We start from the raw sequence: 13713 nt of genomic DNA on the forward strand, positions 1-13713 counted from the left end.
CAGTGGGAGGTGATCCTATGAACTTCTCTTTTAACGACGTAATCGTGTTCGCAATGTTAATTATTGCGCTCCTGACATACATCGATCGTAAAAAGAAGTGACCCGCCACAGGTTGACGGCCTGACGGGTCACTTCATCTGAACTTGCTGCACTCGGAGGAATACCCACCGCAAATGCTGTGCAGGAGTAGCCATTGGCCTGGCTACTCTTATTGGTGTTTACTTACATTCATTTTATTAAACATCTGCTAGACAATCAACCATAATGCTGATAAAAAGTATCAGGAAGCTGATCAATAAGATGAAGAAGACGACATGATAGCAGTATTCTCACCTTCAAACGATGTCAGACTGCCCAGCTTGCGCTGTAACGGCGCCTAGGACCGTGTCCGATATTCCTCGGCCTTTTCCTGCATGCCCGCTGCTACAGCCTCATTCTCGGACAATCCCTTATCCGCCGCAAAGGCCCGAATGTCCTGCGTGATGCGCATACTACAGAACTTTGGTCCGCACATGGAGCAGAAATGAGCTTCTTTGGCTCCTTCTGCTGGCAGCGTCTCATCATGGTAGGACAGCGCACGTTCAGGGTCCAATGACAGGTTGAACTGGTCACGCCAGCGGAACTCGAAGCGAGCCTTGGACAATGCGTCATCCCGGCGTTGAGCACGTGGATGGCCTTTCGCCAGATCGGCGGCGTGGGCCGCGATCTTGTAGGCGATGACCCCTTCCCGCACATCATCCTTGTTGGGCAGGCCCAAATGTTCTTTTGGCGTAACATAACAGAGCATCGACGTGCCAAACCAGCCAATCATGGCCGCACCAATGGCAGATGTGATGTGATCATATCCTGGCGCAATGTCGGTCGTTAGCGGCCCAAGTGTGTAGAACGGTGCCTCTTTACAGATCTCCATCTGTAGATCCACATTCTCTTTGATCTTGTGCATCGGCACATGACCCGGGCCTTCGATCATCACCTGCACATCATGTTTCCATGCGATCTGCGTCAGTTCCCCAAGCGTAGCCAGTTCTGCCATCTGAGCTTCGTCATTGGCATCGTAGATACTGCCTGGACGAAGTCCATCTCCCAGCGAAAACGCCACATCATACCTTTTCATAATCTCGCAGATTTCTTCAAAATGGGTGTACAAAAAATTCTCCCGATGATGCGCCAGGCACCATGCTGCCATAATGGAACCGCCCCGGGACACAATGCCTGTCATCCGCTTGGCGGTCATGGGGATATAACGCAGCAGCACGCCTGCATGAATCGTAAAGTAGTCCACGCCCTGCTCTGCCTGCTCAATGAGCGTGTCACGGTATAACTCCCAGGTCAGCGCTTCAGCCTCGCCATTCACCTTCTCCAGCGCCTGATACAGCGGCACCGTACCAATCGGCACAGGTGAATTGCGGATAATCCATTCCCGGGTGGTATGAATGTTTTTGCCTGTGGATAGATCCATCACGGTGTCCGATCCCCAGCGTACCGCCCAAGTCATCTTCTCGACCTCTTCCTCAATGGAGGAAGATACCGCAGAGTTGCCGATGTTGGCATTGATCTTTACGTGAAAATGACGACCGATCAACATCGGCTCACTCTCCGGGTGATTGATGTTGGATGGCAGAATGGCCCGTCCACTCGCCAGCTCCTGACGTACAAATTCCGGTTCCACGCCCTCACGAATGGCGGCGAATTCCATCTCTGCCGTAATGACTCCCTGTCTCGCGTAGTGCATCTGGGTCACACAGCGTCCTGGCTGTGCCCGCAAGGGTTTGCCACGTAATCCGGGGTACTCTTCGGCGCCGGCTCTCTTCCCTCCAGGCTTCAGTCCGTTATCCTCCGGTTTAACCGTACGGCCCTGATAAGCTTCGACATCGCCACGCTCTGTGATCCAACGGGTGCGCAGGGCTGGCAGACCAGCACGGATATCCGCATGAAATGCGGGATCGGTCATGGGGCCGCTCGTATCGTAGACACGCAGCGGTTCGTTATGCTCCACCCCGTGGGGAGTATTCGTGTCATGAAGGGCTATCTCACGCTCCGGTACAGCAATGTCCGGCCGTGAGCCCTGAATGTAGACTTTGCGGCTGCCCGGAAAGGGCTGAACCCGTCCGGCCGCTCCTGTTTCTTTTTCCACCTGCTGATCGTTATGTTCCTGTTCCATCGCTTGTTGTCCCGTTTGATTTCCTGTACTCATGTTCGCTTGTCTCCTCCTCAGTGTTCATCGCTTGTTTGGTTGGTATCGTCATTAGCTCACTTACGTACCTGTCCCAAATCATGCAGAGCGCAGAGAAGAAAGAGCGATCCTACGTCAGACCAGGAGAGACACTTTTTATGTACAGTTAACAACAGACCGGAAGTCAGCACAGATCATGGATCTATGGTGACTTCTCTCTCATCATCCAAGCCCACTTTCGCAGGTTATTGAAAAAGAAGTCGATGGAGTACGTGCTATATCGCCCGTTCACTGTATATAAAAAAGCCGGTCCCCGAAGGAACCGACTTTTATGTCCATCACCAATAATGCACCTTCATGCGGCTCCTTAACGGAGCCCTACAAGGGTCACATCATGTGGTGGTTGTGGTCATATCGCCGATTACTTCCCTACGCTGGTATGATCCAGATCAGGTGCAAAGGGTCCGGAATCTCATGCGATTCCGTCTCAGTCCGGACAGTTCGGACTCCCCCAGTAACGTTAACAAGTTGCGGCACACACATGCCGCCGTTCATATTCAATGAAGCTGGCCCCGCTGGGCCGTCCATTACAGAGTAGCGCAACCGGAACATAAAAACAACCTTTATATTCCAGAACACCAACTCATTTGGAGAAAAACCTTACATCAGCCTCAGGATAACATGAGTCCCATCTGCGTAGCAGCATCCTTCAACACAGGTGCGTATTCATGCAATGTCTCCTGCGAAAGTCGGCTGACAGGTCCTGAGACCGAGAGCGCAGCTGCAATATTGCCTCTGCGATCCATAATCGGCACCGATACCGCCGCAGCTCCCGGCTCACGTTCCTCGTAACTCGTGGCATATCCGTTATCCCGGATGTCTCCCATCTGTGCCAAATACACTGCTGGATCGATAAACACCGGCCATTCCGGCCCGTTCATCAGTTCTTCACGATCCTCGTCCGTGGCAAACGCCATCAAGACTTTGCTGGAAGCGCCGACAGACAGCGGGAGTCTAACACCGACGGGAGCGACTCGACGAATCGCCTGATCACTTTGCACAGCCTGAATCCGTATCCGTTCACTGCCATCACGCAGGTACAGACTCACGGTCTCCCCCAATCGATCTCTTAGTCGCTCCATCGCAGGCAACAGTAGAATAGCGGGATCATCACTGCGGGACATATGAGCCGACAGTTCCCAGATTCGGATGCCAAGTCGGTACTTCTCTGTTGCTGCATCGCGGATCACGAACCCTCGATCCTCCAGCGTAGCCATCAAACGATGTACTGTACTTTTGTGCAGGCCGATCTGACTGGCAATTTCGGTGAGTCCCAGATCACTGCGCGTGGTAAAACATAATAATATATCCAGCGCCCGTTCTACAGCCCGGACGGTTAACTTGCGATCTTCCATGGCATGATGCCCTCCTCATGTTTCATCACATGAAACTTGGTTACATAAATTATATGAGAAACGGTCTCATCTGTAAACCAAAAAGAGCCAAAATCGAAATAGGCCAACGTGTAAATTTTTCCTTTTTATAAGACTTAATCCCCTGTAATTTACACACTAAGGTAATGTTACCCATATATCTTAAGAACTATATAACAATTGCGTAACAAATGCCCTCAATCAATTGACTTTGACTATACTGGAACATACGATAAAGATATATTACATTAGGATATCGCTCTGAAGCAGGCTCTGAAATCGACGCAATTCTCTTTTCATGTCGTTGTTATCTTCAACTGAACTTCAAAGGAGGGGCATTCATGTATCAAACATCCCAGAGCGAAGCCCCGCTGCAAACAAAAGTGTCCGATCTGCCCTCTTCCCTATCACCGAGGCTGATTCGGTTCAAACATATTATCGTAGCGTTGCTGCTCTCCGTTGTATTTTTTCTACTGTTTTGTTTTATTGCACTGCATGGTTACATCGCATGGGTATTATCCAATCCAACGGTAGCACCGGTCTTCTCCAATCCGATGCAGGCCAAGAACATGAAGTACGAAGACATCACGTTCCCGGCAGCAGATGGCAGCCGGACGATGCAGGGTTGGTATATACCTGCTGACAATGCTGCAAGCAAAACGATTATTTTCAGTCACGGCTATGGTGCCAATCGTGAAGAAACATGGGTACCCATGTATGACCTGGCACACTATGCCCATCAACTTGGGTTTAACGTGGTCATGTTCGATTATGGCTTCGCCTCACAGGTGAACAAAGCTGTAGCCACAGGTGGCAAAGCTGAGTCACAGCAATTGCTGGGTGCCATCCAGTTCGCCAAGCAGCGCGGTGCGCAGGAACTGGTTGTCTGGGGTTTCTCCATGGGTGCCGGTACGGCGCTACAAACTGGACTTATTACGAAGGAAGTGGATGCAATGATTCTGGACAGTGCGTTCCTGCTGGAGCCAGATACGCTGTACCACAACATTCACAACCAGATCGATCTCCCGCGTCAGCCTACACTGGAGATCATGAAGCTGTTGTTCCCTGTTCTGAATGGTACCGGATTGCAACAGATCCCGTATCAGGAAGTGAAAAGGGAAGATTATCCGTTCCCGATTTTCTTCATCCATGGTACAGAGGACGAGAAGGCGCCTTATCCAATTGCGGAGCAACTCGCCGCCAACCAGACCAATCCGTACTCCGATGTATGGATTGTCCAGGATGCGCATCATGAGTTGATCTTCCGGGAGCATCCAAAGGAATATCTGCGCCGTGTCTCAACTTTCCTGAGTCATGTAACGAAGACAAGCAGTGACGATGTACAGAACACGAATAATGGAGAATAACCAAATTTCAATCATCGAATTTTTTCCAGAGCCCTCAGGGGCTCTTTTTTTGCACTCATAGGACAACAAGCTCGCGGAATATACTCTTGAGACGCATGAACAGACAGTCTGCATGCAATGAATTTCATCTGAAGGAGGTTCAACATAGATGAACTGGTATGGATATGGTCACCTGCTGCCTCTGCGGACATTGGAGGAAATCCGTTTCTGGAAAGAGCAGGAGAAAGAACATACACTCGTCATTCGTGCCCTGGTTCCTGATCTGGAGCCCCCATACGTCAAGCTACTGGAGGAATGGGAGGCTACCTTTGCAAACAGTGAGCGAGTAGCCAATCAGCTTTTAAAACAACTATTGCCCGCAACCCATCCACCTGCTCCCTACATCGTTCGTTGTATCGATCAACTTGTGTTGGCAGCTCGGCAGCAATCGAGAGAGTTCATCAAACAGCTGTATGTTCTTCTGGAGCAAAGTGCTGCGGTGCAAGCTGTTCCGCTTGCCAAAGTACTTATTTTGCATTTTATCCGCGAATCAGAATATTTTCTGGGCGTATTGGATACGCTTGGCCAACCTGGCATCTTGCGCGAAACGGATTCGGAGCCATCACTTTTTCTGGAAAATGCGCTGCATACGTCGGGGTCAGGAAACATCCATCGCCAAGCTTCAGAAGCTCCAACTTCTCCAGAGGGGAATGTAAATGCACCTGCCGCTTCAACTCAGATCCAATCCGCAACCGTTCAACCGCCTTCTACCGGAACAACACAAGCCACGCCCAGTTCTACAACACCTCCTGTAAAAGAAAAGCCGGTTCCCATTGGAGGACACACACTGCCTCCCCTTCCCTATGCGTACAATGCGCTGGAGCCACATATTGATGAGCTGACAATGCGTATCCATCATGACAAACACCATCAATCTTATGTGGACGGACTAAATGTAGCAGAGAAGAAGCTGGCGGAATCGCGAAAAAAGAATAACTTCGAACTCATCAAACATTGGGAACGTGAACTCGCCTTCAACGGCGCAGGCCACTACCTGCATACGATCTTCTGGACAATTATGAATCCTGCTGGCGGCGGCAAACCTTCCGGTATGCTGGCGGAGCAGATCAAGCGGGATTTTGGAAGTTATGAAGCGTTTAAGAATCAGTTCACAGAAGCTGCGAACAAAGTGGAAGGCAGTGGCTGGGCGATGCTTGTCTGGAGCCCGAGAGCACACCGTTTGGAGATTTTGCAGGCGGAAAAACACCAGAACCTGTCCCAGTCCGATATCGTACCGCTCCTGCCCCTAGATGTGTGGGAACACGCCTACTATCTGAAACATCAAAACGAACGCAAAAAGTATATCGAGGATTGGTGGAACGTTGTCTACTGGCCCGCTGTTGCCGAGCGTTACGAAACGGCACGCAAGTTGTTGTGGCCGCCTTATTAAGCTTGGGGTTAGATGGATTAGAGAAAAAAAGAGATATCTCCAGCCGAATGACTGAAAGATATCTCTTATGGTGTAGACAAAAAAGCAAGCCTCTTTTAAAAAGAGACTTGCTTGTATTTTGAGAGACTTCCTATTGCAAAAATGTTCACTTAAGAAGCACAGCCCTCGCACGCCACATAGTTGTCGCCAACCTGTTTGCTAATGGCAATCAGATCGCCCAACTTGATATCAGCCTCATCGGTAAACTCCAGATCGGCAATACGAGCAACGATCAGTGCAGCAGCCTCTTCCTTGCTTGTTGCCATTTGGCTGAACTCAGACTTTTCGCCTGTAGATACAACCTCATATAAGTACGTATATCTCAACGTTTCCATCCTAACACTCTCCTTCCGAAATCACATCATATCATCTCTATTACCCAATTCCAAGTCCAATTATCAAGAACTCAATCATAGCGCAGTTTCATCTGCTCAGCTGTCAGACGTACTTCTTCAGAGCCAACGCTAAGCACCCTGCTGGCTTCCGCCTGTGGATAGCGATCACGCAGAGTTCGAACCAAAGAGGCGGTATATGCTGCTGCCGAAGGGACACCTGCCAACTCCTTCAGACTTGCCATCGTGCCAGGTTGAACATCCGGATACCCTTCACTCGCCCCACCTGCTGCATGCTGATAAAATTGACGCACGTCCGCTGCCAGTTGATCTCCCTGACCTTCCACGATGATAAAAGCAGTAATAATATACGCCTTTGCCTGCCTGCGCTGGGCAATACCACAGAATTTCAGCCCACCTACACTGACATCATAGTCTCCCGGGCAAAAAGCACCCTGAACCTCACCAGTTTGCGCCTGATTCGACCACGGCGTTAGCGACTCGGCAATAATCGAAGCCATCTCCCGGAAATCATCATGAATATTGATGGCATGTCCGGGATTAGGCAGAATCAGCGACACATTAACTATCCCTGGGTTCAAGGGTACTGCCGCTCCACCGGAAGGCCGAACACAGACCGCTGTCCCTTGGCTTCTTATCCGTTCCATCGCTTCTACAGCCTGTGGCAACCTGCGGTCACGCAGACCCGCTACAAAGGCATCTGGGTGTCTCCATATATGTGCAACAGGCAGATGCCCTGCCCCAACCCGCCTGCACATGACTTCTTCCCAAGCAAAAGCTTCGAGTACACTACTGCCTTGTCGCATGAGTGGTGTCTCCCAGATTTGCAGACGCAATGAAGCCTGCTTATCTGCCTGTAGTCCCTTTTCCGGCTGAACCGGTTGATCTGAATGGGAAGGTACACTCATCGTTCAATTACCTCCGGCTTAACGAATTCATATGTATCCAGTATATAGGATTGACAACGCATATATAAATAAGCCGGTTCCCAGGGAACACGGCTTATTTATATCACATCCTATGGCTTAGAAACTGCTGCTTCCAAAACCAGAGGAACTTACTCACCCGGCTTGTCCAGCGAGTGGACATACCTGATCTTAATCTTTCACCAAAGACAAGAACTCCGCACGTTGTGCCGGATTCTCACGGAAAGAACCACGTACAGCAGACGTTACCGTCTTGCTTCCCGGTTTCTTCACACCGCGGGAACACATGCACAAGTGCTCGCCTTCCACAACGACCATAACTCCATGAGGTTCAACGGCCTCTGTCAGAATGTCAGCGATCTGTGAAGTAATACGTTCCTGAACCTGCAGGCGACGTGTTACTGCTTCGACCAGACGAGCCATTTTGCTCAGACCAACGATCTTGCCGCTTGGTACATATCCAATGTGCACCTTACCGAAGAACGGTGCCATATGGTGCTCACATTGACTGTAATAGACAATATCCTTAACGATAACCAGTTCTTCATGGTTCTCGTCAAACGTGACACCGAGCACATCGCGCGGGTCCACTTCATATCCACCAAAAATTTCTTCATACATTCGGGTCACACGTGCAGGCGTTTCAAGCAGCCCTTCACGTGTACTATCTTCTCCGATCAATTTCAGGATCTGCTCTACATGATACTCGATCTTTTCCCGATTGTCGGATACTTTTGAATTCAAATAATCTTTAACGCCAGCCACTGCCAAACGCCTCCTTTCGAACCACAATAAGGTAAGCAGTTATTCACTTCACTGCTATTATTTTCGGCGGCCCGAACTTTTACGCGCAGGATGCTGTTGCGGCTGAGGCATTTTCGCTCCTGGCTGCTGATTCTTCATCATCTGCTGGGCACGCTGCATTTGCTTGCCATTCAGGTTGTAGCCCATTTGCTTCGCCATTTTCTGAAGCATGTCCGGATTGCTTTGCATTTTCTCAAGTTGTTTACGCAAGTAGAACACCCCGATGAAAAATCCCCCGACCAGACCAACAATCAATGTGATAATCGGTATAACAATATCCATCTCTTAGACACCTCTGTATGCATTCTAAAAAGCCTGATAATCCGTGTCACTTCATGATGTTCAACACACATGCTGTAAACCTGACACAGACCGGATTTCCTGAAAGTATCATAGCATTTCCGCACGCCTTGAGCAAACGGATTTTCCAGTTGAACCGCACACAAGCTACGTCATGACAGCTTCAATGAAAACGGTTGTATGCTGAGCCAGATCGATTTCAACCACATCCAGAGAATAACGCGTACTCCCGCGCGCCACCCTGATTACAGGTCTGCCGGGCAATCCCCGATGTTGACGCACAATGACTCCAGTCTCTTTGGTGGATAGTCGTACCGCTGTACCATTGGGATACACGGATACACTCTTGTTGAACTCAATCAGAATGTCCCGGTCCAGCTTTGTACCAGACAACGCCATCATCTCTTCACAGGCCTCATGTGGCATCAAACTGTCCTTGGATAAACCATTAATGAGATTATCATAGATATTAGCCACACTAACGATTCTCGCAAACAGATGAATGTCACTCCCCTTGATCCCTCTCGGCATGCCTGTACCATCTACATGCTCATGATGTTGCAGGGCTGTATGGGCGACCAACAGACTGAACTCCCGTTTGTTCTTAATCACTTCGAATCCACGCCATGTATGGTGCAGCGAAGAATTCGCAGCAGAGCCACTGCCCGGAGGTTCCCCCACTTTGCCAATATCATGCAATAATGCCCCCACAGCAAGGTCCTTCAGTTGATTATAATTGAGTCCCATATTCAGTCCGATGACCGAAGACAACAAACATACATTCATCGCATGAACATACTGTGCATTGTCTTTGGTACGAATATCGGTGAGCTGCACTAACAGTTCACGCCCGTTCAGTACATCATTCAGCAACTTCTCTATACTAAGGGCAACCTTTTTCGGACTCCAGTCTTTCCCGGAGCGAATGGACTCGAGTGTGACACTCATTTCGTTAATTATTGCCCGTTTTGTGGTTTCATCCAGAATGTCTTCTGTATCCACATCTTTATACGCTTCATCCTGGATGTATAACATGGTCACGCCAATACGCTTCAGCGTATTGACCATGTATACGGTGAGCTGGACTCCGGCAGACAGCAATACCGTGCCGTTACTGGAATATACCGTCTTGCCCAGAAGCTCCCCCGCTTCCACGCTCTCCACGTTTACATACTTCATGAACGTCCCCCGCTCTTACGATAGCTGCTCCAATGCGAGCAATTGCTCCTTGGTTTGCAGACCGCCTACATAACCCACCAGGGTACCGTCTTTACCACTGATACGGTGACAGGGAATAATAATCGGAATCGGATTCTTGCTAATGGCGTCCAGAACTGCACGAACAGCCTTGGGTCTGCCGATGATTTCCGCAACCTGTTGGTGTGATGAGGCCTCTCCATAAGATATATCGGACAGAACTTGCCATACTTGTAGCTGGAATGGTGTTCCAAGCCGATCAAGCTGCAAGTCGAACGTTTTTCTCTCCCCTGCAAAATACTCCTTTATCTGCTTTGCAGCTTCGCTGAGCTTCTCTTCATTCTTCTCATATCGATACTCGCCAATCCAGATGCGGGCCCATTGTTGCAGATGAGCTTCCCGTACGTGAAAGGCGCCAAAATCTATATGACACAGCCCTTCATCCGTCGCGCATATCGTAAGAGTACCAATCGGTGTTAGTACCTCATCGTAGTATACGGGCTTGCCATGAAGACCCGTAACGGCTGAAGGTTTCCACGCTGCGGCTTCCGGTTTGGCAGGCTGTGCAGACTGCTCACTACCCGGTTCAATCCCAGCTTCCATTTTCAAATCCTGTTGTAACGCACGTAAGGCATTGTGCTCGTTGTTCTGTTCCTCTGGCTGCTTCTCACTCACTTGCCCAGCCTGTGGCTGTTTGGGTAAGGTCTCGGACGAACTCAGTCGCTCCTCGGCCTTCTGCAGCATGCTTAGTACGTTCCCATCTTGTTCGTTAGCGGCAGCTTCCCCAATTGCTCTCATGGCGTCTTCTCCTCCAATTCTGCTTAACGCCCAAGCTGCGGTTCCCCGCAACTCGGGGCGTGGATCACGTTTTAATACTTCTGTAAGTTTGGGTACAGCACTTTTGTCTTTGAAATTGCCCAGGGCAATAACGGCGTTGCGTTGAATCGGCTTCTTGCCCCGCCAAGCGGCGGAACTCTGACCGAAACGTTCCTTGAATTCCCGGTTACCGATGTCCAGTAGTGGTAGCAACAACGGCTTCACAATCTCCGGATCAGGGTGAAATTCGGGATGGTGATCCCAGTTCTTGCCCCGGTTCTTCGGACAAACAATCTGACACGTGTCACAACCGTACAGACGGTTGCCTATTTTCAGCATAAATTCTTCATCCACGAACCCTTTCGTCTGGGTTACAAAAGAAATACAACGCTGTGCATTCAGCTGTCCCGGCCCCACCAATGCTCCTGTAGGGCAGGCATCAATACATTTTGTACATTCACCGCAGTCCTCGGTCACAGGTGTGTCTGGTTGAAAAGGAATATTCGTTACCAGTTCCCCGAGAAAAATCCATGAACCGAATTTGGGTGATATAATGGCACAGTTTTTGGCGCTAAAACCAATCCCCGCACGCTGGGACACCGCACGATCCACCAATGCTCCGGTGTCTACCATACTTTCGATCATGGCCTCAGGTACACGTTCACGTATAAAGTTTACCAGCTTGTCCATCGCTGCACGCAGGACCTGATGATAGTCCTGACCCCAAGCCGAACGGGCAAAAATCCCCCGGTAGGCCCCTGGCTCCGACTTCGGTGGATTTACCATCTTGGATGGGTATGCCACAGCTATAGCGATAAGTGAAGCGGGCTCGCCATCCTTTAAGGCGGGGTGCACCCTTTTTTCAATATCCGGCTCTTCAAAGCCTGAAGCATACCCCTTATCCCGCGACTGCTCCAGCAGCGACTTCAGGGAAACAAAGGGATCAGCAGAAGCAAATCCGATATCATCAATGCCCAGTCCGGGGCCAGCTGCCTTGATCTCCTGTTTTAACTTCTCCCATACGGAGGCATCCTGTGCTGCCCCGGTCTGTACGCTCGTCATTTCTCTTCCCTCCCTTCTTCCGACACTTATTCCGTAAATAGTGAACGCCCGCCTCACGGTAAGAGGACAGGCGTTAATTTCTATATATGCCTTGCATACTTGAATTCAAACGGAACGAGTCTATATGGTTTAACGCAAAATGCAGTCTGAAGTTGTTGTCCTGTCAGCATTTTACAATTTCTTCAATTCAGAAAACGGCCAGAAAATAAATTCAGCCTTACCTACAATCTGGTCGGATGTAATACTGCCAAACACGCGGCTATCCTTACTTTTGCCTTCATGACGATTATCCCCCATCACGAAGAAATGATCCGGCTCCAGTGTGATTGGGCCAAAATCAGGGTCCTGCACCTCAATATCGGTGTACGTTTCCGCTTGTTGCTCGCCGTTCACATATAGATGGTGATCCCTAACTTCAATTGTATCTCCCGGAAGTCCAACGATCCGTTTCACCAGAAAATCCTTCTTCTCTACACCTTCACTTGGATCACGAAGTACGATCACATCTGATCGGGAAGGAGTACCCAGATGGTATACGATTTTGTTGACGAAAAGGCGATCTCGCTCAACCAGTGTCGGCTGCATGGACTGTCCCTTGACCATTGACAGATTAAACACAAACAGGTTCAGCAGCATCATGATTACAAAAGCAACAACAATCGTTTTGACCCAGTCCCACAGCTCGACAACCCATGATTTCCCCGGTTGTTCAGGCTTTGACGGTTCATTACGTTGCTCGGAAGTCACATGTTCCATTGAATGATTATTGGAATTCAAAGGGACACCTCATTTATTAAATAGTTGAATTAAACTTGTAACATGGTAACCATACTCCCTTTCAGTCTACTTCATTTGGGAGAGTGAAACAATTGGTTATGAGCACCAATACCTTCGTTATCGTGAATACAGCCGGGATAATCGCGTTAATTTAAATAGAATTCGGAGACTCCGAAGTATGTTAGAAAATGAGGAAACCAGAGGAATATGACGTGAAGAACACTCATATAAATAGAAAGGCACATCCCTCACGTTCTTACACGTTAAAGAGATATGCCTAATATGAAATGAACATCTTTTTTTATTTCTTTTTAAACATGCAAACTAAGCTTTGGACAAAATACTAAGAGTCTGGAAAGCGCTCATAATCTGATTGGCACCGTACCCCATTGCTTCATATAGAGGCATGGCTACTTTGTTGTGCTCATCACCCGCCACCCATACCTGGCTGACTTTACGCTGCTGGAACCGCTGTTCCATAGCCTCGACAAGTGTTTTGCCGACTCCACGGCGACGATAGTCTGGATGTACCGCAATACGGTAGATACAACCCTGGTTGTGATCAATCGTACCGATCAAAGCGCCTACGAGGTCTCCCTCTTCTTCCGCAACCATGATCAGGTCAGAATCCCATGACAATTGACGGGCAAACGGGCCCATCGTATTCTCATAACACTCTTCCGATAGTGCAACCTGGAGAAGCTCCGTCATCTGGCTTGCATCACTCAACTGAAAGGAACGAACGTGCATGTCTTAAATCTCCCTTTTCGTTAGCTTAGATGAGGTTTTTTACAAAAAGGGAATCCCTTTTTACCAAAAACCCAATGTTCATATAATGACAAAAAACGAGAAAATACCGCTTCTTCGTCAATTAAACCATACTTTTCTCCATAAAACACGCATTTTCTTTTGAAAGCGCTTAATTGTAACCGTTTACATACGAATATTAAACTTCACATCCATTTTAACGCCTGAAAACACATAAATAGTTGCATAAAGGGTAAAATATGTTTGTTATCTCTGGCCCATCATTAGAT

At 49.0% G+C, this 13713-nt stretch carries 12 protein-coding genes and 1 riboswitch; of the genes, 2 read left to right on the forward strand and 10 right to left on the reverse strand.

Annotated elements, in window-relative coordinates; translation table 11 throughout:
• Positions 1-376 precede the first annotated feature (376 nt).
• Both thiC and J2X75_RS28655 read right to left on the reverse strand, forming a co-directional pair.
• Positions 377-2161 (reverse strand): phosphomethylpyrimidine synthase ThiC, encoded by a 1785-nt coding sequence (thiC, locus tag J2X75_RS28650; RefSeq protein WP_310342943.1) that lies wholly within the window; start codon positions 2159-2161, stop codon positions 377-379.
• 421 nt (positions 2162-2582) lie between these two features.
• Positions 2583-2696: riboswitch (TPP riboswitch) on the reverse strand.
• Positions 2697-2844: 148 nt separating this feature from the next.
• Positions 2845-3588, reverse strand: a complete 744-nt coding sequence (locus J2X75_RS28655; RefSeq protein ID WP_017690772.1) for an IclR family transcriptional regulator — start codon at positions 3586-3588, stop codon at positions 2845-2847.
• A gap of 359 nt (positions 3589-3947) precedes the next feature.
• On the opposite strand from J2X75_RS28655, the gene J2X75_RS28660 reads away from it, so the two are divergent.
• On the forward strand, positions 3948-4973 hold the full coding sequence (locus J2X75_RS28660) for an alpha/beta hydrolase (RefSeq protein ID WP_310342844.1): 1026 nt from the start codon (positions 3948-3950) through the stop codon (positions 4971-4973).
• A gap of 148 nt (positions 4974-5121) precedes the next feature.
• Positions 5122-6402, forward strand: a complete 1281-nt coding sequence (locus J2X75_RS28665) for a Fe-Mn family superoxide dismutase (protein WP_310342847.1) — start codon at positions 5122-5124, stop codon at positions 6400-6402.
• A gap of 149 nt (positions 6403-6551) precedes the next feature.
• Here J2X75_RS28665 and J2X75_RS28670 read toward each other — a convergent pair whose 3' ends face one another.
• The 8 genes from J2X75_RS28670 to J2X75_RS28705 all read right to left on the reverse strand — a co-directional run bounded on the left by J2X75_RS28670 (position 6552) and on the right by J2X75_RS28705 (position 13426).
• Positions 6552-6776: a hypothetical protein gene (locus tag J2X75_RS28670; RefSeq protein WP_091039003.1), complete on the reverse strand. Its 225-nt coding sequence runs from the start codon at positions 6774-6776 to the stop codon at positions 6552-6554.
• Positions 6777-6847: 71 nt separating this feature from the next.
• Positions 6848-7702 carry a lipoate--protein ligase family protein gene (locus J2X75_RS28675; protein WP_310342849.1) on the reverse strand — a complete coding sequence of 285 codons (855 nt, stop codon included), beginning with the start codon at positions 7700-7702 and terminating at the stop codon, positions 6848-6850.
• 189 nt (positions 7703-7891) lie between these two features.
• Positions 7892-8485: a GTP cyclohydrolase I FolE gene (folE, locus tag J2X75_RS28680; RefSeq protein WP_036668229.1), complete on the reverse strand. Its 594-nt coding sequence runs from the start codon at positions 8483-8485 to the stop codon at positions 7892-7894.
• 57 nt (positions 8486-8542) lie between these two features.
• On the reverse strand, positions 8543-8806 hold the full coding sequence (locus tag J2X75_RS28685) for a YneF family protein (protein WP_017690778.1): 264 nt from the start codon (positions 8804-8806) through the stop codon (positions 8543-8545).
• A gap of 165 nt (positions 8807-8971) precedes the next feature.
• Positions 8972-10003, reverse strand: a complete 1032-nt coding sequence (locus tag J2X75_RS28690) for an HD-GYP domain-containing protein (protein WP_307540045.1) — start codon at positions 10001-10003, stop codon at positions 8972-8974.
• A gap of 15 nt (positions 10004-10018) precedes the next feature.
• Positions 10019-11899 (reverse strand): tRNA epoxyqueuosine(34) reductase QueG, encoded by a 1881-nt coding sequence (gene queG, locus J2X75_RS28695; RefSeq protein WP_310342853.1) that lies wholly within the window; start codon positions 11897-11899, stop codon positions 10019-10021.
• 171 nt (positions 11900-12070) lie between these two features.
• Positions 12071-12655 (reverse strand): signal peptidase I, encoded by a 585-nt coding sequence (lepB, locus tag J2X75_RS28700; protein WP_074096722.1) that lies wholly within the window; start codon positions 12653-12655, stop codon positions 12071-12073.
• A gap of 345 nt (positions 12656-13000) precedes the next feature.
• Positions 13001-13426 (reverse strand): GNAT family N-acetyltransferase, encoded by a 426-nt coding sequence (locus tag J2X75_RS28705; protein ID WP_017690782.1) that lies wholly within the window; start codon positions 13424-13426, stop codon positions 13001-13003.
• Positions 13427-13713 lie beyond the last annotated feature (287 nt).

The sequence above is a fragment of the Paenibacillus sp. 2003 genome, assembly GCF_031455635.1.
Classification (GTDB): domain Bacteria; phylum Bacillota; class Bacilli; order Paenibacillales; family Paenibacillaceae; genus Paenibacillus; species Paenibacillus amylolyticus_B.